The 24161-nt window shown below is 65.7% G+C and carries 19 protein-coding genes; 13 read left to right on the top strand and 6 right to left on the bottom strand.

The window, feature by feature from the left end; all coding sequences use genetic code 11:
* Positions 1-193: 193 nt before the first annotated feature.
* On the top strand, positions 194-1342 hold the full coding sequence (locus ACCQ12_RS10935) for a pyridoxal phosphate-dependent aminotransferase (protein ID WP_372381701.1): 1149 nt from the start codon (positions 194-196) through the stop codon (positions 1340-1342).
* Positions 1343-1490: 148 nt separating this feature from the next.
* The gene (locus tag ACCQ12_RS10930; RefSeq protein WP_184374993.1) at positions 1491-2294 is read left to right on the top strand and encodes an amidohydrolase; all 804 of its coding nucleotides are present in this window, start codon (positions 1491-1493) and stop codon (positions 2292-2294) included.
* A gap of 83 nt (positions 2295-2377) precedes the next feature.
* Here ACCQ12_RS10930 and ACCQ12_RS10925 read toward each other — a convergent pair whose 3' ends face one another.
* A complete protein-coding gene (locus tag ACCQ12_RS10925) occupies positions 2378-3148 on the bottom strand; it encodes a glutaminyl-peptide cyclotransferase (protein ID WP_047696532.1) in 771 nt (256 codons plus the stop codon).
* Positions 3149-3311: 163 nt separating this feature from the next.
* On the opposite strand from ACCQ12_RS10925, the gene ACCQ12_RS10920 reads away from it, so the two are divergent.
* A complete protein-coding gene (locus ACCQ12_RS10920; RefSeq protein ID WP_047696531.1) occupies positions 3312-3749 on the top strand; it encodes a hypothetical protein in 438 nt (145 codons plus the stop codon).
* A gap of 202 nt (positions 3750-3951) precedes the next feature.
* On the opposite strand, the gene ACCQ12_RS10915 is transcribed toward ACCQ12_RS10920, so the two are convergent.
* The 3 genes from ACCQ12_RS10915 to ACCQ12_RS10905 are packed head-to-tail and all read right to left on the bottom strand — an operon-like array spanning position 3952 to position 7760.
* A complete protein-coding gene (locus tag ACCQ12_RS10915; protein ID WP_372381700.1) occupies positions 3952-5604 on the bottom strand; it encodes a pseudouridine synthase in 1653 nt (550 codons plus the stop codon).
* On the bottom strand, positions 5597-6841 hold the full coding sequence (gene scpB / locus ACCQ12_RS10910; protein WP_372381699.1) for an SMC-Scp complex subunit ScpB: 1245 nt from the start codon (positions 6839-6841) through the stop codon (positions 5597-5599). Before scpB ends, ACCQ12_RS10915 begins: the two co-directional genes overlap by 8 nt.
* A gap of 13 nt (positions 6842-6854) precedes the next feature.
* On the bottom strand, positions 6855-7760 hold the full coding sequence (locus ACCQ12_RS10905) for a segregation and condensation protein A (RefSeq protein ID WP_039412622.1): 906 nt from the start codon (positions 7758-7760) through the stop codon (positions 6855-6857).
* A gap of 350 nt (positions 7761-8110) precedes the next feature.
* Between ACCQ12_RS10905 and ACCQ12_RS10900 the strand changes: the two genes are divergently transcribed.
* The 10 genes from ACCQ12_RS10900 (at position 8111) to ACCQ12_RS10855 (ending at position 22313) form a co-directional block, all read left to right on the top strand.
* Entirely contained in the window at positions 8111-8410 is a 300-nt protein-coding gene (locus tag ACCQ12_RS10900; RefSeq protein ID WP_039412619.1) for a YciI family protein, read from the top strand.
* Positions 8407-8676: a BolA family protein gene (locus tag ACCQ12_RS10895; protein WP_047694949.1), complete on the top strand. Its 270-nt coding sequence runs from the start codon at positions 8407-8409 to the stop codon at positions 8674-8676. Before ACCQ12_RS10900 ends, ACCQ12_RS10895 begins: the two co-directional genes overlap by 4 nt.
* A gap of 574 nt (positions 8677-9250) precedes the next feature.
* On the top strand, positions 9251-10273 hold the full coding sequence (locus ACCQ12_RS10890) for a LacI family DNA-binding transcriptional regulator (RefSeq protein WP_372381698.1): 1023 nt from the start codon (positions 9251-9253) through the stop codon (positions 10271-10273).
* Between the two features lie 103 nt (positions 10274-10376).
* Positions 10377-13355, top strand: a complete 2979-nt coding sequence (locus ACCQ12_RS10885; RefSeq protein WP_349777319.1) for a TonB-dependent receptor — start codon at positions 10377-10379, stop codon at positions 13353-13355.
* Positions 13356-13458: 103 nt separating this feature from the next.
* Positions 13459-15078 carry a glucoamylase family protein gene (locus ACCQ12_RS10880; RefSeq protein WP_047694946.1) on the top strand — a complete coding sequence of 540 codons (1620 nt, stop codon included), beginning with the start codon at positions 13459-13461 and terminating at the stop codon, positions 15076-15078.
* Positions 15079-15081: 3 nt separating this feature from the next.
* Positions 15082-16449 (top strand): sugar ABC transporter substrate-binding protein, encoded by a 1368-nt coding sequence (locus ACCQ12_RS10875; RefSeq protein ID WP_372381697.1) that lies wholly within the window; start codon positions 15082-15084, stop codon positions 16447-16449.
* Positions 16446-17330, top strand: coding sequence for a carbohydrate ABC transporter permease (locus ACCQ12_RS10870; RefSeq protein ID WP_074052444.1), 885 nt, complete (start codon positions 16446-16448; stop codon positions 17328-17330). The genes ACCQ12_RS10875 and ACCQ12_RS10870 overlap by 4 nt, the downstream gene beginning before the upstream one ends.
* Complete coding sequence (locus tag ACCQ12_RS10865) at positions 17327-18163, top strand: carbohydrate ABC transporter permease (RefSeq protein WP_039412596.1); 837 nt, start codon at positions 17327-17329, stop codon at positions 18161-18163. The genes ACCQ12_RS10870 and ACCQ12_RS10865 overlap by 4 nt, the downstream gene beginning before the upstream one ends.
* A gap of 26 nt (positions 18164-18189) precedes the next feature.
* Positions 18190-21327, top strand: a complete 3138-nt coding sequence (locus ACCQ12_RS10860; RefSeq protein WP_372383600.1) for a discoidin domain-containing protein — start codon at positions 18190-18192, stop codon at positions 21325-21327.
* Between the two features lie 50 nt (positions 21328-21377).
* The gene (locus ACCQ12_RS10855) at positions 21378-22313 is read left to right on the top strand and encodes an endonuclease/exonuclease/phosphatase family protein (protein ID WP_372383599.1); all 936 of its coding nucleotides are present in this window, start codon (positions 21378-21380) and stop codon (positions 22311-22313) included.
* Positions 22314-22405: 92 nt separating this feature from the next.
* Here the strand turns inward: ACCQ12_RS10855 and ACCQ12_RS10850 are convergent, their stop codons facing one another.
* Complete coding sequence (locus ACCQ12_RS10850) at positions 22406-23638, bottom strand: TraB/GumN family protein (protein ID WP_068838546.1); 1233 nt, start codon at positions 23636-23638, stop codon at positions 22406-22408.
* Complete coding sequence (locus ACCQ12_RS10845; protein ID WP_047694941.1) at positions 23619-24158, bottom strand: GNAT family N-acetyltransferase; 540 nt, start codon at positions 24156-24158, stop codon at positions 23619-23621. The genes ACCQ12_RS10850 and ACCQ12_RS10845 overlap by 20 nt, the downstream gene beginning before the upstream one ends.
* Positions 24159-24161: the final 3 nt, after the last annotated feature.

Genomic DNA, 24161 nt, shown 5'->3' with positions numbered 1-24161 from the left:
GGGAAGGACCGGGGCGAGGGCGCACCAGACCGGGCGCGCATTGTAGCGACGATGGTGGCATGCCGGGGACGTATGAGGCAGCGCCGGAGGCGCCGCGGTGGGTCGGGGAACGCTGTTTTGCAGCGTCCGGGCGCATCCGCCCGGCGGCTTTGCGTACACTCGCGGTCCCCCGTTTCTTGTCCGGACAGGCACCATGCTCCTCACGACCAAGCTGCCCAAGGTGGGCACCACCATCTTCACCGTCATGTCGCAGCTGGCGGCCGAGCACGGCGCGGTCAACCTGGGTCAGGGCTTCCCGGATTTCGCGGTGCCGCAGCGCCTGGTCGATGAGCTGGACCATGCCATGCGCGCCGGCCACAACCAGTACCCGCCGATGACCGGCGTGGCGGCGCTGCGTCAGGCCATCGCCGGCAAGGCGCAGCGCTGCTACGGCGCGCAGGTCGATGCCGACACCGAGATCACCGTCACCAGCGGCGCCACCGAGGCCATCTTCAACGCCATCCACGCAGTGGTGCGCGCCGGTGAAGAGGTCATCGTGCTGGACCCGGCCTACGACTGCTACGAGCCGGCGATCGATCTGGCCGGCGCGCGTGCGGTGCACGTGGCATTGCACCCGCAGACCTTCGCGGTCGACTGGGACGCCTTGCGCGCCGCGATCACGCCGAAGACGCGTCTGTTGATGATCAACTCGCCGCACAACCCCTCCGGCGCCATGCTCTCGGCCGACGACATGCGGGCGCTGACCGAGCTGCTACGCGACACCGACATCTTCCTGCTGTCGGACGAGGTCTACGAGCACATCGTGTTCGACGGCCACCGCCACGAATCGGTGCTGCGCTGGCCGCAATTGCGCGAGCGCGCATTCGTGATTTCGAGCTTCGGCAAGACCTATCACTGCACCGGCTGGAAGATCGGCTACGCCATCGCACCGCCGGCGCTGACGGCCGAATTCCGCAAGGTGCACCAGTACAACACCTTCACCAGTTTCGGCCCGGCCCAGCACGCCTTTGCCGCGATGATCCGCGACGAGCCCGAGCACGACGAGCAGCTTGGCGCCTTCTATCAGGCCAAGCGCGACCGTTTCCGCGAACAGCTGCTGACCACGCGCCTGAAGCCGTTGCCGGTGCCCGGCGGCTACTTCCAACTGGTGGACTATTCGGCCATCAGCGATCTGCCCGATATCGAGTTCGTGAAATGGCTGACTGTGGAGAAGGGCGTGGCCGCGATCCCGCTGTCGCCGTTTTACGAAGACGCACCGGCGGGGCAGCGTTTGGCACGCCTGTGTTTTGCCAAGAACGATGCGACATTGGACGCTGCGATCGAGCGTTTGCAGAAGCTCTGACGAGCTGGGATTCGGGAGTCGGGATTGGGGATTGGCAACGGCGGCGCGCTGTTTGTCGCTTCGAATCTATACGACACCGATAGCACCAACCCGCCCGACCCCCGCTATTTCGAATCCCCAATCCCGAATCCCAAATCCCCGTCTCTCTATGAACGATCTGCGCATCTCCCTGATCCAAGGCGACACCCGCTGGCATGACCCGGCTGGCAATCGCGACTATTACGGCGCGTTGCTGGAGCCGCTGACCGGGCAGACCGATCTGGTGATCCTGCCGGAGACCTTTACCAGCGGGTTTTCCAACGACGCCATCGACAAGGCCGAAGGCATGGACGGGCCGACCGTGGCCTGGGTGCGCGCACAGGCGGCACGGTTGGATGCGGCGGTCACCGGTAGCGTGCAATTGCGCACCGCTGCGGGGGTGTTCAATCGGCTGCTGTGGGCCACGCCCGATGGCGCGCTGCAGTACTACGACAAGCGTCACCTGTTCCGCTTCGGCAACGAGCACTTGCGTTATGCGGCCGGGCGCGATCGCCTCTGCGTCGAGTGGAAGGGCTGGCGGATCAATCCGCAGGTCTGCTACGACCTGCGCTTTCCGGTGTTCTGCCGCAACCGCTTCGATGTGGAGCGCCCGGGACAGCTAGATTTCGATCTGCAACTGTTCGTCGCCAACTGGCCGTCCGCCCGCTCCTACGCGTGGAAGACCTTGCTGCGCGCCCGTGCGATCGAAAACCTGTGCTTCGTTGCCGCGGTCAACCGCATCGGCGTGGACGGCAATCAGTTGCACTACGCCGGCGACAGCGCGGTGATCGATTTTCTTGGCCAGCCGCAGGTCGAAATCCGCGAGCGCGAACAGGTGATCACCACCACCATCAGTGCAGCCGCACTGGCCGAGCACCGCGCGCGCTTCCCGGCGATGCTCGATGCCGATCGATTCGAGATTCGGGATGTGTAAGTGGGGATTGGTGCAAGCCAATCCAGCCCAGGCGCGAGCACGCCCGCTGTCACCAATCCCGAATCCCCAATCCCGAATCCTAGCTACTCAGCCAATTTGATCTCATAGATCGTCGGCCAACGCTTGCCGGTGACGAACACGCGGTCGTGTTCTGCGTCATAGGCGATGCCGTTGAGCACGTCGTTGCTGGGGTCGGTCAACGTGTCGGCATCTGGGACCAACGCTTTCAGGTCGATCCAGCCGATGACCTTGCCGCTGGCCGGGTCGATCCGTGCGATGCGGGTGGTCAGCCAGACATTGGCCCACAGCTCGCCCTTCACCCATTCCAGCTCGTTGAGATTGTCCAGCGGGCGGCCGCGCGCGGTGACCTGGATGCTGCCGATCTGCTTCAGGGTCTGCGGGTCCAGCCGGCGGATGCTGGCGGTGCCATCGCTCATGTACAGCTGGCGCGCGTCACTGGTCAGCGCCCAGCCTTCGCCCTGGTAGGAAAACTGCGAACGCGGCGCCAGCGTGGCCAGGTCGTAGACGAAGCCTTGCTGGTTGCGCCAGGTCAGCTGAATCACCCTGTCGTGCCAGGCCACGATGCCTTCGCCGTAGTAGGGCGCCGGCGTATCCACCTGCTGCAGTACCCGGCCGCTTTTCAGCTCAACCTTGCGCACGCTGGAATGGCCCAGCTCGCCGGTGCTCTCGTACAGGTGGCCATCCAGATAGAACAGGCCCTCGGTATAGGCGGCGGTGTCGTGCGGATAGCGGTTGACGACCGTGTAACCAGTGGTCGGAATCGCCTCGCCGCAATGCGCGAGCGAGGGCAGCAACAAGGCGACGAAGAGCAGCGAGTGGGCAGTGCGTGACATGCGCCGATCATCCCACGCCGCGCCGGTGCCCGCAGCACTCACGCAGGGACGGGGTGCAGGTAATGATTGGCTGAACGCGAGTTGGAACGCTGCCACCACCTTGTCGCGGCTGCCACATCGGCGCTGCTAGTCTCGCGCCACGTCCATCACCGGCAACGCACACATGATCAAGTCACTGTCTCTTTTTGCCCTGCTTGGCGCGGCAACGCTGGCCCCGCAGGCGCAGGCCGCCGGCAATATCGATTGCCAGCTGAAGTTCAATCTCTCCGGCTGGTCGGTCTTCTACAAGACCGCCAGCGGCACCGGCACCATCACCTGCGACAACGGCGCGGTCATCCCGGTCAAGATTTCCAGCAAGGGCGGCGGCCTGACGGTCGGCAAGTCCAAGATCACCGGCGGCCGTGGGTCGTTCTCCGGTGCCTATAGCCTCAACGACCTGTTCGGCACCTATGCCGCTGCCGAAGCGCATGCGGGCATCGTGAAGTCGAGCACCGCACAGGTGGTCACCAAGGGCGATATTTCGCTGGCGCTTGCAGGTACCGGCGAGGGTGTGGATCTGGGTGTCAATGTAGGCAACTTCGTGATCGAGCGCCGCAAGTAAGCGGCAGCATCGCGTCGCGCGCATCGACCGATGCGTGCGGCTCCTGCCTCGCGGCAAACTTGCGCCAGGCAGCGGCTGCTGGCGCGACTGCCTGAGTGGACCCGGCGGAATCCTCTGCTCCAGTCGAAGGTCCATCGTGTCGGCTACAACAAGAAAACGGCCCCGCGAGGGGCCGTTTTTTGTTGCGCGGATCAACTGATGCTCAGCGACCGCGATTGCCGCCGCCCGGCGGACGACGGTTGCCGCCACCCGGCGGACGGCCGCCCGGGCCACCACGCGGTGCGCCACCGGGACCACCCGGTCCACGCGCGCCGCCGCCCGGACCACCGGGGCCGCGATTGCCGGCTGCAGGGCCGCGATGACCGCCCGGTCCCGCCGGACGGCCGCCGCTCGGGCGTCCGGCAGGACGCGCAGCGCCATACGGGCTGAACCCGGGGTTGGCATGATCGGACGGAAAGATCGGCGCGTTGCCCGGGTGACCATAGGGATGCTTGCGCTGTCCCTGGCCTTGCCCCTGCGATTGACCCTGACCACCTGCGCCGCCGCGGCCCTGGCCGCCGGCACCCGGACGCGCGCCGCCAGGACGCGCGCCGCCAGGACCCTTCTTGGCATACGGACGTGCCTGGCCGGTGCTGTTGCCCCCCGGGCCGGCGTTGCGGTGGCCGCTCGGACCGGTGCTCACGCCATCGGGTACGTACCAGCTGCGGAATGCCGCCGGGTTGCCATCGGGCAGCGAGCGATCGCCCTTGGCCGGGCCGCGCTGCTTGAACGGGCGTTGCTGCGCCTGCTTGGCCGCCGCTTCGCCGCTGACGGTCAGGCCACCCTTGAAGCCGCCAGGCTTGCCACGGCCGCCGCGGCCGCGCTCTTCGCGCAGGTTGTCGAAGCGACGCAGCTCACGGCCTTCATCGGCACCCGAGGTCTGGCCGTTGACGTAGGCATTGCTGCGACCATCGCGCGAGACGTGCACCGTGGACTTGGCGGCGCGGCGCTGGCCGATCACCGGCTGCAGGGTCAGCGCCGACGGCGCGCCTTCTTCCAGCTTGAGTTCGGCGCGCAAGGCGTCGACCTTGTCCTGCGCCACTTCCACCGACTGACCACGCAGCAGTTCGCGCGGCAGCGAGATCTTGCCGTAGCGGCTGCGCTTGAGGCGGCTGACCTGGCAGCCCTGCGATTCCCACAGGCGGCGCACTTCGCGGTTGCGGCCTTCCTTGACGACAACGCGGAACCAGTCGTGCGAGTCGGTGCCGCCGATGCGCTCGATCTCGTCGAACTTGGCGCCGCCGTCTTCCAGCAGCACACCGCGCGACAGCCGCTCGATGATGGCGTCGGACACGGTTTCTTCGCCTTCCGGGGCACGCACGCGCACCACGTACTCGCGCTCGACCTCGTAGGAGGGGTGCATCATCGCGTTGGCCAGCTCACCGTCGGTGGTCAGCAGCAACAGGCCGGTGGTGTTGATGTCCAGGCGGCCGATGGCGATCCAGCGCGAGCCCTTCAGTGCCGGCAGCGACTCGAACACGGTCGGGCGGCCTTCGGGATCTTCGCGCGTGGTCACTTCGCCTTCGGGCTTGTTGTAGATCAGCACGCGCGACGGTTCGGTCAGCGCGCTGGCCACGAAGCTGCGGCCGTCCAGTTCGATCTTGTCGCCGCTGCGCACCGACATGCCGGTCTGCGCGACGACGCCATTGACCTTGATCAGGCCATCGGCGATGCGCTGCTCCAGCGCGCGGCGCGAGCCCAGGCCGGCCTGGGCCAGCACCTTGTGCAGGCGCTCTTCCAGCTTGGGCGCTTCGGGCGCGCTGTCGCGCTTTAGGGAAAGCTTGTTCAACGACAGCTTGCGGGGGGTGTCACTCATGTGTCTGGCTCCGGCCGCCGCGTTGCGGGTCGGCCTCTGGGTCGGAATCGGCTTCGTCAACAGCCACGGTCGTCGTCGCGACGGCGTTGTCTTCGTCTTCGTTCACTGCATCCGCGCGCGTTCCCGGCGCGGTGTCGGGGTCGCCCTCGCGGGCGTCATCTGGGTGGTGCGTATCCTGGTCCTGCGCCGGGGCATGCCCCGGGTGTTGCGATGTCTTCGCGCCCGTCGCGTCGGCATCGTCCATGTCGACGGCGTCGTGGAGAGCGTGGTGTTGCTGGTCGACCCCGGCATCGCTGGCCGTTGCCGGCGCGTGCTGGTCGGCAACGGTGTCGATGTCTGTTCCGGGATCGCGCCCGGCATTGGCCTGATGATCGGTCGCTGCCTGGGAACTGCCGTCCTGGCTTGCCACCGCGGCGGTCCCGGGCGCTTCCAGAGCCTCCTGCGTCGCGCTGATGTCGCTGTCATCGGCCGCGGCGTCGGCGGTGGTGGCGTCTGCATCAGCGCCATCAACGTCGGCACCATCAATGTCAGCGCCATCAATGTCTGTGCCATCAATGTCTGTGCCATCAGCAGTTGCGTCCGCATCGGCGCCTTCAGCGCCAGCCGCATCGGCATCTGCCTGATCCTGCGCGGTCTGCATCGCCGCCGACGCCGGCACGGCACCATCCAGCTGCCCGTCCCGGTCCAGCGGCAGCTGCGGTTCCAGCTCGGCGATGTCCTTCAACTCAGACAATGGCGGCAGCTCGTCCAATCGCTTGAGCCCGAAGTAATCCAGAAAGCCCTTGGTGGTACCGAACAGGGCGGGCTTGCCGGGGACATCGCGGTGGCCGACCACGCGGATCCACTCGCGTTCTTCCAGCGCCTGGATGATGTTGCTGCTGACTGCCACACCGCGCACCTGCTCGATCTCGCCGCGGGTGATCGGCTGGCGGTAGGCAATCAAGGCCAACGTTTCCAGCGTGGCGCGGGTGTACTTGGTGCGGCGCTCGGTCCACAGCCGTGCCACCCAGCCATGCACCTCGGCCTTGACCTGGAAGCGGAAGCCCGAGGCCACCTCGACCAGTTCCACGCCGCGCTCGGCGCAGCCCTCGCGCAGCAGTTCCAGCGCGCGCTCCACGCTGCCGGGCGGCGCGGGTTCTTCTTCCGGAAACAAACCCTGCAATTGCGCCAGCGTCAGCGGCTGGCTGCTCGCCAGCAGGGCGGCCTCGATGATGCGGGTGATCAGCGCTTGATCCATTCGGTGATCGGCTTCAGATAGGTTCGTTGGCAGCATCGCTGTCATCGAATTCGCTGGAGAATTGCAGCGGCGCATTGGTGTTTCCCAACGCCAGCGACTTCACGTAGATCGGCGCCAGTGGCGCTTCCTGCACGATGTCCAGCAACTGCTCCTTGGCCAATTCGAGCAGCGCCAGGAAGGTGACCAGCACGCCGAGCTTGCCTTCCTCGGCAGTGAACAGCGATTCGAAGCGATAGAACCTGCCATCGTCCAGGCGGCTCAGCACATCGCCCATGCGCTGGCGCACGCTCAGCGCCTCGCGCTTGATCGCATGGCCGGTAAACAGCTCGGCGCGCTTGAGCACGTCGTACAGCGCCATCAGCATTTCTTTCAGTTCCACCGGCGGCGGCAGCTTGACCGCCGCGCGCTCGGGCAGATGCGCCTGCACCGGCGCGCTGTCGCGGCCCATGCGGGGCAGGGTGTCCAGATCCTCGGCGGCCTGCTTGAAGCGCTCGTATTCCTGCAGGCGGCGTACCAGCTCGGCGCGCGGATCTTCTTCTTCCCCATCCTGGCTCGGCGGGCGCGGCAACAACATGCGCGACTTGATCTCGGCCAGGATCGCGGCCATCACCAGATATTCGGCGGCCAGTTCGAAGCGCAGCTCCTGCATCACATTGATGTAGTCCACGTACTGCCGGGTGATCTCGGCGACGGGTATATCCAGAATATCCAGGTTCTGGCGCCGGATCAGGTACAGCAGCAGGTCCAGCGGGCCTTCGAAGGCATCCAGGATGACTTCCAGCGCGTCCGGCGGGATATACAGATCCTGCGGGATCTGCAGCACCGGCTGCCCATGCACCACCGCCAGCGGCATTTCCTGCTGCTGTGGCGGCGCGCTCGTGGCTGGCGGAGTCGCGACGTGCGCGAGTTCGGAATTCATCAGGTCGACATCGGGTCTTACGGTCGCCGGCCACGGTCTTAAGCCGTGCCTGCAGGGCTTTGCCTTGAGTTATTACGATCAATGTCGTGCCTGGGCCGGCACGATCCCACAAATCCACATATAACGTGCGCCGCGTGGCATGCGGCGACGGAACAGCGAGGAGGTCGTCTACGCGAGCCGGCGGTGGGCAGCGAATCGCTCGTCGAGTGTGGCGTGGGGCCTGGGCCGACGGGCCGCTGCGTCCGGTTGCGTGTGCAGTGGTGCCAAGGGTAATGCGTGCGCGGGGGCGGTGTCCAGCACTGACGCGGCTAGAATCGGGCGGTGATCTTCAAGTTCTGGCGAGGTGGCGTGTGTGGTACGTAATCGAAGGGTATGACCGGGCCGACGCCCTGGCGGCGCGGCAGCAGGCGCGACCGGCGCATCTGGCGCGCCTGCAGGCCTTGGCGGCAGCGGGCCGCTTGCTGGTAGCGGGCCCATGCCCGGCCATCGACGCCGAGGATCCCGGTCCGGCCGGCTTCAGCGGCAGTGTGGTGATCGCCGAGTTCGACGCGCTGGAGGATGCGCGCGCATGGGCCGACGCCGACCCGTACGTGGAGGCCGGCGTGTACGTGCGCACGGAGGTCCGCCCGTTCCGGCGGGTGTTGCCATGAGCCGGGTCGAGCGAATCCGCGCTGCGGTGCAGGCGGCGCTGGCGCCGACCGAGCTGGAGGTGGTGGATGACAGTCATCGCCACGCAGGCCATGCCGGCGCACGCGACGGGCGCGGGCATTTCAATGTCCGCGTGGTCAGTGCCGCCTTCGCCGGCAAGCCGCCGCTCGCGCGCCACCGCGCGGTGTACGCGGCCGTCGGCGAGATGATGCAGACCGATATCCATGCCTTGTCGATCGAGGCATTGGCGCCGGGGGAAGCCGGCTAGCCGAAGCGACCAGACCGCGTCGTGCAGGAGCGCACCTGGGCGCGACAGAGCGTTACCGATAAAGCCCCGTCGCGCCCGGGTGCGCTCCTACGGGCGCGGCAGTGCCCGGGAGGACGACCCAGCCATGGCGCCTGGCAGCAGCACCTCCATGACATAGCCGTAGTACACCTGAGCGCTGCTGCATTGTCGGCGATGGCCCATCACGCACTCTTCTGCGAGCTACTTGCGAGGCGCGACATGATGAAGATTCAGTGCTTGGTAGCAACGCTGGTGCGTCGGTGTCATGAACTTCGCCCGCGCGCTGTCGACAGCCCGACACGCCTTGCCGAGTGGTCATGCCCGCGCCGCTCACACCGCGGAGAGAACTGCCAACCGTGATCCGCGTTGTGCTTCGTTTGTGGACACATGGGCACGTATTTGTTGCGCCGCAGCACATTGCTTCACGTATTCATCACTTGCAGATGCTTGATCTGTAAGCGGTTTCACACCCGTGAAGACAGGGGTTTACGCACGCTTATGAAAACGCTTACAGTCCGCGCCAGTTTTGGGAAGCCGGTCGCGGAGGGCGACACGCATGGCCAAGGGTGCGGTCACCATCAAAGATGTTGCACGGGAAGCACAGGTGTCCGTGGCGACGGTGTCGCGCGCGCTCAACGGGCACGACAACGTGGCCGGGCCGGTGCGCCAGCACGTCATGGAGGTCGCCGAACGGCTGCGCTACAGCCCGCACGCTGCTGCGCGCAGCCTGAGCAGCCGGCGCTCCCAGACCCTGGGCGTGGTGCTGCCGGACCTGTATGGCGAATTCTTTTCCGAGTTGATCCGTGGCATCGATGGCGCCGCCCGCGCCGCCGGCCAGCACCTGCTGGTGTCCAGCTATCACGGAGATCCGGAGGCCCAGGGCAGGGCGCTGCGCTCGATGCGGGGCCGGGTGGATGGCTTGCTGGTGCTCTCGCCGTATGCCGAGCAGCCCGGTTTCCTGACCGACAACCTGCCGCAGTCGCTGCCCACGGTGCTGATCAATGCCCACCTGCCCGGAGCCGGCTATCCGGTGCTGAGCATCGACGACCACGCCGGTGCCATGGCGATGACCGAGCACCTGTTACGGGCCGGACACCGGCGCATCGCCTTCATCGGCGGGCCGGCGCTCAATTTCGATGCGCGTGAGCGCCTGCGCGGGTTTCGTGACGCGATGGCCGCACACGGTGAGCAGGCGCAGGGCATCGAATATGCCGGCGACTTCGACGAAGCCTCCGGCCACCGGGCCGGGCTGGCCATGCTGGCCGCCGGCCCCCTGCCCGATGCGGTGTTCGCGGCCAACGACATGACCGCGCTGGGCTGCCTCTACGCGTTTGCGCAGGCCGATATCCGGGTTCCGGACGATGTTGCGCTGGCCGGTTTCGACGACATCCCGCTGGCGCGTTTCGTGCACCCGGCGCTGACCACGATGCGGGTCAGCATCGCGCGCCTGGGTGAGCAGGCAATGACCCGCCTGATGCGGCTGGTCGAGACCCCCGGCGGTGACGACGGCCTGCGCCAACTGCTGCGGCCCGAGCTGGTGATCCGTGCGTCCTGCGGTGCCGGCGACGCCGGCGGCTGACCTTTTCGCGGACGTCCTGTCCGCTCCCGCTGCCCCCGCAGCGGTCGTTCCTGCAAGACCGCAACGCCACAACAACAATCTGTACCGATCCCTGGAGGGACCAATGCGCCACCACCACTCCCATACCGCGCGCCCGGCGCGCAAGCTGCTCAGCTGCGCCCTGGCCAGCTGCCTGCTGCTGGGCGCCGCGCCTGCATTTGCGCAGAGCACCGCGGCGACCATCCGCGGCCAGGTCACCGTCGACGCTGCACCTGCGGCGCAGGCCCAGGTCACCGCGACCAATCTCGCCACCGGACTGACCCGGACCGTGCAGGTCAGCAACGGCGGTTACTCGGTCGGTGGCCTGCCGCCGGGCTCCTATCGCATCGACGTCACCGCCAACGGCCAGACCAGCTCGCAGAACGTGACGGTGCAGGTCGGCCAGACCGCGACCCTGAACCTGGGCGTCGGCGGCGAGCCGGCCACGGCGGCCGGTGGTAACGCCACCACGCTGGATGCGGTGCAGGTCAAGGCGCCACCGGTACTGGTGGAAACCCGTACCTCCGAGAACGCCACCTACATCTCCAACGTGCAGATCCAGAACCTGCCGCGTGCCACGCGCAACTTCCTGGAACTGGCCGACACCGTGCCGAACGTGCAGTTCACCCGCGACGCCAACGGCACCACCAAGGTGCGCTCGGGCGCCACCTCGGCCGAGGGCACCAACGTCTACATCGACGGCGTCAGCCAGAAGAACTACGTGCTGACCGGCGGCGTCAGTGGCCAGGATTCCAGCCGCGGCAACCCGTTCCCGCAGTCGGCGATCGGCGAATACAAGGTCATCACCTCCAACTACAAGGCCGAGTTCGATCAGGTCAGCGGCGCGGCCATCGTGGCCTCGTCCAAGTCGGGTACCAACGATTTCCATGGCAGCTTCTTCTGGGATACCAGCAACGACGGCTGGCGCGAGGAGAGCCCGCTGGAGAAGAAGGCCGGCGTGCGCGACGACTTCGAGGAAACCCAGTACGGCGCCACCTTCAGCGGCCCGATCCTCCAGGACAAGGCGCATTTCTTCATCGCCTATGAAGCCAAGGAATACACCACGCCCAACGTGGTGATCCCCGGCTCGATCTATTCCGACCGTATCGACCAGCTGCCGGCGCAGCTGCAGCCGCTGGTGGCCACCTACAGCACGCCGTTCAAGGAAGACCTGTACTTCGGCAAGATCGACTGGACCATCGGCGAGAACAACCTGTTCGAGCTGACCGGCAAGTACCGCAAGGAAGACGAGCTCAACGACGTCGGCCGCACCTCGACCTACGAGCACGGCAGCGTCAACGGCCAGGAAGAAAAGCGCGCCAACCTGCGCTGGCAGTACAGCGGCGCCAATTTCCTCAACGAAGCCAACCTGAGCTACGAAAGCGCGTTCTGGAACCAGGCGCCGCTCAACGACGGCACCGGCTACGTGCTGAGCTACGTGCCGGTGCGCGGGATCGAGGACGAAGTCCTGTCTGCCGGCGCCGGCAGCAGCTTCCAGCGCAAGGGCCAGAAGGGCTGGACCTTCCAGGACGACCTGACCTTGAACAGCCTGGAATGGCATGGCGCCCACACCGTCAAGATGGGCGTGAAGTTCAAGAGCATCGATCTGGACTCGACCCAGTTCAATCCGGCCAACCCTCAGTACTACTACAACATCCTCACCGACGTGCAGACGCCGTACCGCGTGCGCTTCGGCGCGCCGCTGGTGGAAGGCGGCGGGTCGGTGGTGTCCAAGAACAAGCAGTACGGCATCTACCTGCAGGACGACTGGGAGGTCAACGAGCACTGGACCCTGAACCTGGGCGTGCGCTACGACTACGAAGAAACCCCGGCCTTCCTGGACTTCGTCACCCCGACGGATGTGGCCGGTGCGTTGCAGAACTGGCCCAACCTGCAAAACGCCAACTACAACATCAACAACTTCATCAGCACCGGCAACAACCGCAAGGCCTTCAAGGATGCCTGGCAGCCGCGCCTGGGCGCGTCCTACGACCTGTTCGGCGACCAGGCCCACGTGATCTATGGCGGTGCCGGCCGTGCGTACGACCGCAACATCTTCGACTACCTGGCCCTTGAGCAGCTCAACAACTCGTTCAAGTCGTATAGCTACTACTTCACCAGCGCCAACAACGGTGCCTGCCTGGGCGACCCGTGCACGGCGTGGAATCCGGCCTACAGCACCCAGCAAGGGCTCGACGCGCTGGCGGCCACCAGCGCCGGCGGCGGCGGGCGCGAGATCTACCTGATCGACAACAACATCAAGACCCCGTACTCCGACCAATTCAGCATCGGCATGCGCAACATGGTGCCGCTGTGGGGCCAGGACTGGTTCACCGACGTGACCCTGAGCCGCATCGAAAGCCACGACGGCTTTGCGTTCCTGCGCGGCAACCGTCTGCCCGACGGTTCGTTCTTCCAGCCGGGCACCACCTCGGGCGTGCCGACTGACGGCCCGGATGGCTACAGCGCCATCGTGCTGGGCACCAATGGCGTGGAGACCCGCAACAACCAGCTCGCGCTGCAGATCGAAAAGCCGTTCGACGAAGACTCCGGTTGGGGCCTGACCGTGGCCTATACCTATTCCGATGCCAAGGAGAACCGCCAGTTCGGCGAGCACTACGCGCTGGACCGCGAACGCATCCAGGATTACGGCTGGCGTGAAGCCGGCGGCATTCCCAAGAACCGCCTGGTGGTCACCGGCATCTATGAGCTGCCGTACGAGATCAAGCTGTCCGGCAAGCTGTCGCTGGCCAGCCAGACCGCGCGCTACGGCCAGAATTGCCTTGCCGGCAACGATCAATGCGACATCATCCAGTTCAAGCCTGACGGCACGCTGGGCTACAAGGAGTTCAGCATTGCGGCCAACAAGCAGTGGGATACCGGCGCAGGTGTCAAATTCAACGTGCGTGCGGATATCCTCAACGTGTTCAATTGGGTGAACTACGCCAACTTTAACGGCGATACCGGGACACTGGCTGACTTGAACACGGCTTACGGCACACCGACCGGTGTGCTGGCGTCGCCGATGCGTACCTTCCGTCTGGCCTTCGGTCTGGACTGGTAAGGTCCTCGACCGCCCCGGCAACACGGCCGGGGCGGTCGAACTCGGCGCTTGGATAGGGTAGGTTGGCGTGCGAGATGTAATCGATTACACAAGCGGGGGGCGGATGGACAGGGGCAACACGTCGCGTTGGTTGACGATTCCACTATTGCTGGGCGCGCTGCTGCTGGCGTCCTGTAAACAGGCCGAGGAACCCAAGGTGGCCGAAAAGAAGGCGCCGGTGAAAGTCATCCTGATCGAGGCGCAGTTGCCGCCCAAACCGGTCAAGCCGCCGCTGCCGCCGCTGTTCTCGGACATCGAACGCCGCACCTTCCAGTTCTTCTGGGACACCACCAATGAACTCAACGGACTGTCCCCGGACCGGTTTCCGTCGCGTCCGTTTGCCAGCATTGCCTCGGTCGGGTTCGCGCTGACCGCGTATCCGATCGGCATCGAGAACGGCTGGGTCAGCCGCAATCAGGCGATCGACCGCACCCTGACCACCCTGAAATTCTTCCGCGACGCGCCGATGGGGCCGCAGCGGACCGGTCGGGCCGGGTACAAGGGCTTCTACTACCACTTTCTCGACATGCAGCAGGGCAACCGCTACGACAGCTGGGTCGAACTGTCGAGCGTGGACACCGCACTGCTGATGATGGGCGTGTTGTTCACCCAGTCGTATTACGACGGCGAGGACCCGCGCGAAAAAGAAATCCGCCAGATCGCCGATACGCTCTACAAGCGCGTGGACTGGCGCTGGCTGCAGCAGCGTGCGCCGCTGATCTCGATGGGCTGGTTCCCCGAGAGCGGCTTCATCGACCACGACTGGATGGGCTACAACGAGGCGATGATGCTGTACATCCTCGCGCTGGGCTCGCCCACGCACGGCGTCGACCCGGAAGCGTGGACCAGCTGGACCCGCACCTACAACAACGACTGGGGCGTGTACCAGGGCCAGGAATACCTGTCCTTCGGCCCGCTGTTCGGCCACCAGTACAGCCATGTCTGGATCGATTTCCGCGATATCCAGGACCAGTACATGCGCGAACGCGGCATCGACTACTTCCTCAACAGCCGCCGCGCCACCCTGGCCCAGCGCGACTACGCCATCGACAACCCGATGAAGTGGAAGGACTACGGCGAGAACGTCTGGGGCCTGACCGCCGGCGACGGCCCGCAGAACACCAGCCAGGAATACCGCGGCGAGCAGCGCCAGTTCCGCCATTACTCCTCGCGCGGCGCCGGCCTGCGCGAGAACTTCGACGACGGCACCATCGTGCCGTCGGCGGCGATCTCCTCGATCGTGTTCGCCCCGGAAGTGGTGATCCCGGCCACCGAGGAAATGCACAAGCGTTACGGCAACTTCCTGTATTCCAGTTACGGGTTCCTGGACTCGTTCAACCCCAGCTTCAATTACGACATACCGCTCAAGACCGGGCGCATGGTGCCGGACCGCGGCTGGGTGGCCAGCGATTACATCGCTATCGACCAGGGCCCGATCCTGGCGATGATTGCCAACTACCAGAACGAATTCGTCTGGACGGTGATGAAAAAGAACCCCTACATCCGCGCTGGTCTGGAACGCGCCGGCTTCACCGGTGGCTGGCTCACGCCCGAGGGTGAGCCGCAGCCGTTGCCGCAGAAGGACGAGCAAAAGGCAGCTGCCCGCTCGCTGGGCATGGCCGAATCGCGTGCCGCCGCCGCCCAGGCCCAGCAAGACCCCTCGCAACGCCAAAAACCCGAGTAATCCGTGCGCCTTTTGAAACTGTTGATGCTGGCCGCCGCCTTGTGTGCAGGTGCGGCGGGATGTAATCGCTCCGACCCTGCCAAGACCACCGTGCGCTTCTGGGCCATGGGCAAGGAAGCCGAAGTGGTCGCCGAGCTGGTGGCCGACTTCGAAAAGCAGAACCCGGACATCCACGTCGATGTGCAGAACATCCCGATGACCGCGGCGCACGAAAAGCTGCTCACCGCCTTTGCCGCCGACGGCTTGCCGGACGTGTGCCAGCTCGGCAACACCTGGCTGCCGGAATTTGCGCTGCTCGACACCCTGGAGCCGATGCAGCCGTATGTGGCGCGCTCGACGATCGTCGACCCGGCCGACTACTTTCCTGGCGTGTGGGACACCAACGTGGTCGATGGCACGCTGTACGGGGTGCCGTGGTATGTGGACACGCGCCTGCTGTTCTATCGCAAGGATCTGCTGCGCGAGGCCGGCTATAGCGAAATGCCCAAGACCTGGGCGGAGATGGAACAGGTGATGGCGGCGATCAAGCGCAAGGTCGGCCCCGACCGCTACGCCATCCTGATGCCGCTCAACGAGTTCGAACAGCAACTGTCGTTCGCGCTGCAGCAGGACGACCGCCTGCTGCGCGACCACGACAACTACGGCAACTTCCGCGGCGCAGGTTTCCGCAAGGCGCTGGGCTTCTACGACGGCATGTACCAGAAGGGCTGGGCGCCGAAGGTCTCCGAGACCCAGGTGTCCAACGTCTGGTACGAATTCTTCAATGGCTACTACGCGTTCTACCTGTCCGGGCCCTGGAACGTGCGCGAGTTCAAGCTGCGCCAGCCGCCGGGCATGGAAGGCAAGTGGGGCACCGCTGCATTGCCTGGGCCGAACGGCCTGGGTGCGGGCATTGCCGGCGGCTCCAGCCTGGTGATCTTCAAGTCGTCCCAGCACAAGGACGCCAGCTGGAAGCTGATCGAATACCTCTCCCAGCCCACGGTGCAGGCGCGTTTCCACGCCATCATCGGCGACCTGCCGCCGCGCCGCAGCACCTGGAAGTTGCCGTCGCTGGCCAACGACGAACTGGCGCATGCCTTCGGCGACCAGCTGGAGCGGGTCAAGGCCACCCCCAAGGTGCTGGAGTGGGAGCGCATCGTGCAGGAAATGCGTCTGGTGACCGAGCGCGTGGTGCGCGGCGGTCAATCGCACGACGCCGCCGTGCAGGAACTGGATCAACGCGTGGACGAGATTCTGGCCAAGCGCCGCTGGATCTTCGAGCAGGAGGGCGGGCATGTCGGTCCGGCCGGTGAGGGGGCCACACCCGCGGTAGCGCCGTCTGCAGAAATCGTCACGCCAGCCGCCGCCGCGGGCCAGGGAGCCGCACCATGATGAAACGCAATTCCGTCGCCGGCTGGGTGTTCGCCGCGCCGTCGATCATGGTGCTGGGCATGTTCTTCGGCGTGCCGGTGTTCGCCGCGCTGGTGCTCAGCGTCACCGACTTCGACCTGTACGCACTGGCCGACAGCAGCCACCTGCGCTTCGTCGGCCTGGGCAACTACATCGAACTGCTGCAGACGCCGCTGTTCTGGAAGTCGCTGTGGAACACCACGTATTTCGTGCTGCTGGGCGTGCCGATGTCGATCGGCGTCTCGCTCGGCGCCGCGCTCCTGCTCAATGCCAAGGCCTCGCGCTTCAAGGCGCTGTTCCGCACCGCCCTGTTCGCGCCGGTGGTGACCACGCTGGTGGCGGTGGCGGTGATCTGGCGTTACCTGTTCCACATCAAATATGGCCTGGTGAACTTCGGCCTCAGCCATCTGGGCATCGCCCCGATCGACTGGCTGGGCGACCCGCGCTGGGCCATGCCCACCATCATGCTGTTCGCGGTGTGGAAGAACTTCGGCTACAACATGGTGATCTTCCTGGCCGGGCTGCAGGCGATCCCGCAAGACCTGTACGAGGCCGCGCGCATCGACGGCGCCTCGCGCTGGAAGCAGTTCCTGCACATCACCTTGCCGATGCTCGGCCCGGTGCTGATGGTGGTCGGTGTGATCACCATTTCCGGGTATTTCCAGCTGTTTGCCGAACCCTACGTGATGACCCGCGGCGACCCGCTGCAGAGCACCGTCAGCGTGCTGTATTTCATGTTCGAAGAAGGCTTCAAGTGGTGGAACCTCGGCCGTGCATCGGCTGTGGCGTTCCTGTTGTTCCTGATCATCCTGGCGGTGACCACCGTGATGTTGCGCTTTGGCCGCAAGAAGGACCTGATATGAGCCGTGATGTCGGCGAGTCGCGCTGGAATGCCGTGCTGATCAACGGCGGCCTGCTGGTGCTGGCCCTGATCAGCCTGGCGCCGCTGCTATGGATGCTGTCGGTGTCGTTCATGCCCACCGGCGAGGCCAGCCGGTTTCCGCCGCCAATGCTGCCCTCGGCGTTCACCACCGCCAACTACCATGAGCTGTTTGCGCGCACCGGCATGGCGCGCAACTTCGCCAACAGCCTGCTGGTCTCCGGGCTGATCACGCTGGGCTCGCTGCTGATCAACACCATGGCCGGCTATGCGTTCGCCAAGCTGCAGTTCGTCGGCCGCGAGCGCATCTTCAAGATCCTGATGGCCGCGCTGGTGATCCCGGCGCAGGTGGCGATGCTGCCGCTGTTCCTGCTGATGAAGCAGCTGCACCTGGTCAACAACATCGGCGGGGTGGTGGTGCCGGCGCTGGCCACGGTGTTCGGCATCTTCCTGGTGCGCCAATACGCGCGCAGCATTCCCGATGAATTGATCGAAGCCGCGCGCATCGATGGCGCCAGCGAGATGCGGATCTTCTTCCAGATCGTGCTGCCGATGCTCAAGCCGGTGCTGGTCACCCTGACCATCTTCACCTTCATGGGCTCGTGGAACGACTTCATGTGGCCGCTGATCGTGCTGACCGACCAGGAGCAATACACCTTGCCGGTGGCGCTGGCGGCGCTGTCGCGCGAGCACATCATGGACGTGGAACTGATGATGGCCGGTGCAGTGGTGACGGTGATTCCGGTACTGCTATTGTTCCTGGCATTGCAGCGTTACTACATCCAAGGTCTTCTGCTGGGGAGTGTGAAGGGGTGAAACCGATCGTTCGGGCAGTGCTTGCCATGGCCGCCGTTGCCAGTGGTGCGGGCGTGGCGCAGGCGCAGGAGCGCGTGCTCGACGGTTTCAACGACATCGGCGCGTGGCGCCTGGTGGTTTCCAACCAGGTCAGCGGTTCGCTGCGGCCGGTGGCCACGACATCCGGCGGGCATGCGTTGTGCCTGGACTACAACTTCAATGGCGTGTCCGGTTATGTCGGCATCCGTCGCAACCTGCCGATCGACTATCCAGAGAACTACCGCCTCGGGTTCTCGCTGCGCGGCGACTCGCCGTCCAACGATCTGCAGGTCAAGCTGATCGATGCCAGCGGCGACAACGTATGGTGGGTCAACCGGCCGGGCTTCACGTTCCCGAAAAACTGGACCACGTTCAACTACCGCAAGCGCAACATCGAAAAAGCCTGGGGCCCGGGTGTGGACAAGCAACTGCGCAGCAGCGCGGATGTGGAATTCACCATCTACAACAAGGTGGGCGGCAAGGGCACGGTGTGCTTCGATCGGCTGACCCTCACCCCGTTGCCGCCGGAAGACACCTCGCCGCTCAAGGCCGAGGCCATCACCGACACCGCGCCCGCGCTGGAACAGCGCCTGGCCGACGGCAAGCCGGATACCTTCTGGCTCTCCGGCGCGGTCAAGCAGCAGACGGTCACGCTGGACCTGGGCAAGGTGCGCGAATTCGGCGGCGCGGTGGTGCAGTGGGTGCCCGGCCTGCAGGCTTCGCAATACGTGGTGCGTGCCTCCGCCGATGGGCGCAGCTGGCGCGACCTGCGCACCGTCACCGCCGGTGCGGGTGGCACCGACTGGCTGGCGCTGCCCGATACCGAGGCGCGCTACCTGCGCTTCGACCTCAAGGACGGCCCCAACTGGCGCTACGGCATCAAGGAAGTGCAGCTGCAGCCGCTGGCATTCGCCGCAACGCCCAATGACTTCATCAAGTCGCTGGCCGCGCAGCTACCGCGCGGTAGTTACCCGCGTGGATTCTCCGGCGAGCAGCCGTACTGGACCATCATCGGTCTGGACGGCGGTACCGAACAGGGCCTGATCGGCGAAGACGGTGCGGTGGAAGTGGGCAAGGGCGGTTTCAGTATCGAACCGTTCGTGGTCACCGGCGGCAAGGTGCTGCACTGGTCCGACGTCAGTAGCGAGCAGAGCCTGCAGGACGATTACCTGCCGATTCCCAGTGTCGATTGGCACCACGATCTGATGAATCTACGCGTCACTGCCTTCGTGCAGGGCACTCCCGATCAGGCGCAACTGGTCGCGCGTTACCAACTGCACAACACCGGCAAGGACGCGCGCGAGTTCACCCTGGCGCTCGCGGTGCGCCCGTTCCAGGTCAACCCGCCGGCGCAGTTCCTCAACACCCTGGGCGGCGTCAGCCGCATCGACCAACTGGCGGTGGACGGTGGTCAGGTCAGCGTCAATGGCAAGCCGCGCGTATTCGCCGTGCAGCGGCCGGATGCCGGTTTTGCCAGCGCCTTCGACAGCGGCATGGATGTCAGCCACCTCACCGCGGCCACGCCGCCGACCATCACCCAGGTCAAGGACGAAACCGGCCTGGCCTCGGGCGTGTTGTTGTACCGCTGGAAGCTGGAACCGGGCCAACGGCGTGAAGTGGCGCTGGTGATCCCGCAGACCGGCGCAGCGCAGCTGCCGGCCGGCTTCGATGCCGACACTGCGCAACAACAGGTGGCGCAGCAATGGCGCGGCAAGCTCGATCGCGTGCGCATCAGCGTGCCGGCCGAAGGCAAGCCGGTGGTCGATACGCTGCGTACCGCACTGGCGCACATGTTGATCTCGCGCATCGGCCCGCGTCTGCAGCCGGGCACGCGCTCGTACTCGCGCAGCTGGATCCGCGACGGCGCGATGATTTCCGAAGGGCTGCTGCGGCTGGGCCGCGAAGACGTGGTGCGCGACTATGTCGACTGGTTTGCGCCGTTCCAGTTCGCCGACGGCATGGTGCCGTGCTGCGTGGACGACCGCGGCAGCGACCCGGTGCCGGAAAACGATAGCCATGGCGAGCTGATCTACAACATCGCCGAGTACTACCGCTACACCGGCGACAAGGCGTTCCTGGAAAAGATGTGGCCGCACGTCACCGGCGCCTACGACTACATGGAAAAACTGCGCGCCAGCGAACGCACCGAAGACAACTTCATGCGCAACCCGGCGTTCTACGGAATGATGCCGGTGTCGATCAGCCACGAAGGCTATTCGGCCAAGCCGGTACATTCGTACTGGGACAACTTCTGGGCGCTGCGCGGTTACAAGGACGCCGCCATGCTGGCCGGCGCGCTCGACAAGCCGGATGACGCCGCCCGGTTTGGCGCCGCACGCGATGAATTCAGTGGCGACCTGATCGCCTCGCTCGGTGCAGCGGTGCGCCAGCACAACCTCGATTTTCTGCCCGGCTCAGCCGAACTCGGTGATTTCGACGCCACCTCCACCACCATCGCGCTCACTCCGGGTGGCGAACAGCAGCGCCTGCCGCAGGAATTGTTGAACAACACCTTCGAGCGCTACTGGAAGGAGTTCTCCGACCGCCGCGACAGCAAGCGCGAATGGAAGGACTACACGCCGTACGAGTGGCGCAACGTGGCCGCATTCGTAAGGCTGGGCTGGCGCGAGCGTGCCTGGGATGCCACCGCGTTCTTCTTCAAGGACCGCGCGCCGCAGCCCTGGAACCAGTGGGCCGAAGTGGTTTCGCGCACCCCGCGCACGCCGTTCTTCGTCGGCGACCTGCCGCATGCCTGGGTGGCCTCGGACTTCGTCCGCTCGGTGCTGGACATGTTTGCCTACACCCGCGAATCCGACCAGAGCCTCGTGATTGCCGCCGGCACGCCGACGCGCTGGTTCGAGGGCAAGGGCATCGGCATCGCCGAATTGCGTACACCTTACGGCCGCCTCAACTACAGCTTGCAGCGCAGCGAAAAACAGCTGCAATTGCAGCTGCAACCCGGCTTGCTGATGCCGCCGGGCGGTGTGGTGTTTGCGTGGCCGTACCAGGGCGAACCGGGCAAGGCCAGCGTCAACGGCGAATCGGTCGACTGGCAGAATGGCGAGCTGCGCATCCAGCAGCTGCCGGCCACGGTGCAGATCGATGTGCCCAGCGCGGTGCGGCGGGCCGAGAAGGCCGCGCAATGATGCTCGTGCCTTGTCCGCGACGGGCAGGGCAGTGGCGCCACCGCGGCCTGATGCTGGCCTCGGCGGCTTTGTTGGGGGCGTGCTCTGCGGCTGCCCAGGCAGGGCCGGCGGAAGTGCGGCTCGAGACCGATCAAGCGAAGCCGCGTGGCGCGGCCGCGGTGGTTGCCGGATCAGGGCCGGCAACTGCCTCCACCGCGCAGGCGCGCGAGATGACCCTGGTCACGCTCAACCTGCATCACGACCGCGAGGACTGGCCAGGCCGTCGCGCGCATATCGCCAAGGAACTCAGGCAGCTGGCGCCGGACGTGATCGCACTGCAGGAGGTCATCGAGCGGCGCGGCAGCGTGGAAAACCAGGCCGTCTGGCTGGCGCGGAAGCTTGGGTACGCGGTCATCTTCGTCTCGGTCGATCCTGTCGGTGCGCCCAAGCGCTACGGCAATGCGCTGCTGAGCCGGCGCAAGGTGCTGGCGCGCCACGAGCGCCTGCTGCAGCCGCTGGACGACTATCGGGTTGCCGCGCATCTGCAGATCGATGTCGACGGCCAGCCGGTCAACGTCTATGTCACCCATCTCAACGAACGTGCCGATGCGCGCGGCACCGCTACGCGCACGCGCCAGGTCGGCGATCTGCTGGAGTTCATTTCCTCCACCAGTGCGCAGGCGCCGGTGGTGATTGCCGGCGACTTCAATACCGCCGCCGATGCACTGGATCTGCAAGCACTACGCAAGGGCTATGGCGACAGCTACGGCAGCGTGCATCGCACTAGCGATGTCACGGTCAGCACCTTGAACATGCACATCTTCGACAAGCCGGCGCGCATCGATCACGTGTTCTTCCAGCAGAACCGCCTGCTCGCCCGCGAAGCCCGCATCCTGTTCGACACGCCCTACGCCGAAGGTCGCTGGGCATCGGATCACTACGGCGTGTGGGTGCGCCTGCAGCTCGCGCCACAGGCGCAGCCCGCACCGAGCGACCGAATGCCGTAGGAGCGCACCCGGGCGCGACGGAGCGTTACCGATAACGCCCCGTCGCGCCCGGGTGTGCTCCTACGAGACAGCGCACGGCAGCGCCCTCACGCTCATCCATGCAGCCGATTGAAGATCTGCACACCCGCCAGCCACACCCCGGCCATGCTGCCGAAATTGGTCAGCAGGAACGTCAACACCACGCGCGAAACGCGATTGCGATACCAGCCGCGCAGCGTCTGCGCATCATCGCGCAAGGACAAGAAATCGCCGTAGGCCGGCTTGCGCATATGCACTTCGACCAGTGCCGCGAACGCACCGGTCGGCACGCTCAGACGGAACGGCTTGAACGGTGCCACCACCGCGGCAGTGAGAATGCTCAACGGATGGCTGCCCGCCAGCAGGCAGCCCAATGCCGCCAGGCCGCCGGTATACATCGCCCACTGCAGCAGCAGGTCGGCGCCCATGCTCAGGCCACCGCGCCAGAAGCCGATCCCGATGCCGGCGATGATCACCGCCAGGATGCCCAGCGTAATCCAGGGGATGCGCTTGCGCTGCTGTACGTACTCCAGCGACTCGCGCAGCGGACCAGGTGCATCGGTGTCCTGCTCCAGATGCCGCGCAAGGCCCGCCAGATGGCCTGCACCGACCACTGCCAGCACCTCGTGCTGCCCGGCACCGGCTTCTTCGCGCAGACGCGTGGCCATGTAGCGATCGCGCTCGGCAATCACCGTCTCGTACAGCTCCGGACTTTCGCTGGCAAAGTCGCCGAAGCTCGCCTCCAGCATGTCGCCCTGCTTGAGCTTCTCGATTTCCTCTTCGCCGACTTCGTCAGCGGCGAACAGCCCGCCAAGCAGGCCGCCAGCCAACTTCATCTTGCCGAAGAAGCCCAGCCGCCCGGATGCACGCTTGAAGGTCAGCCCGACTTCGCGATCGATCAGATGCACCGGCAGCCCCTGCGCTCGCGCCAGGTTGACCGCCTCTTTCAATTCGGCACCCGGCTCGATGCCGAGCTGCTTGGCCAGGCGGCGCTGGTAGGCGGCCAGCGCCAGGTTCGCGGCGAACAGGGCCACGCGGCCCTTGCGGATCACCTGCACCAGATCCAGTCGGGCAAGAGCATCCGGGTCGCTGAGCGCCTGCAACCGCTGCGCATCCAGCTCCACGGCCACCGCATCGTAGCGGCCGCTGCCGATCGCACGTTGCACCGCCGCCACGCTGGCCAGCGACACGTGCGCGGTGCCCAGCAAGGTGTAACGCACGCCATCGCGTTCGACGATGCGGTGCGGCTGGCCGGACAGCGCATCGTCCAGAACGGGGGTGGTCTGCTCAGTCATTGGGGTATTCATCAGAAGGAGGGGCGGTGTCACCGGAGCCGAGCGGGCGCTGCATCTGCACGCCGTCCAACCAGCGGCCCTGCTTGCGGCCGATACCGGTGAACACTCCGACCGTGCGAAATCCAAAACGTTCATGCAGCCGTCGCGATGCCTGGTTGGCGGCATCGCCGATCACCGCAATCATCTGCCGGTAGCCGCGCTGTTCGCAGATCGAGATCAGCTCGCCCAGCAAGGCCTTGCCGATGCCGCGGCCCTGCATGTCGGCAGCGAGATAGATCGAGTTCTCGACCGTGAAGCGATACCCGGTGCGCGCACGAAACGCGCTGACATAGGCATAACCGACCACGGTCCCGTCGTACTCGGCGACCAGGTACGGGTAGCCCGCGTCCACGATCGCCTGCACGCGGGCCCGCATCTCTTCGCTGGAGGGCGCGCTGTATTCGTAGGTGTTGAACCCGGCGATCTGCTCCGCATAGATCGCTGTGATCGCCGGGATGTCCGCATCGCGGACTGCACGCAGCTCGACGGGCATGCG

The organism is Xanthomonas sp. NCPPB 1068 (assembly GCF_041479385.2).
GTDB classification, from domain to species: Bacteria; Pseudomonadota; Gammaproteobacteria; order Xanthomonadales; family Xanthomonadaceae; genus Xanthomonas; species Xanthomonas cannabis.
This window is presented reverse-complemented; position numbering and strand designations above follow the sequence as displayed.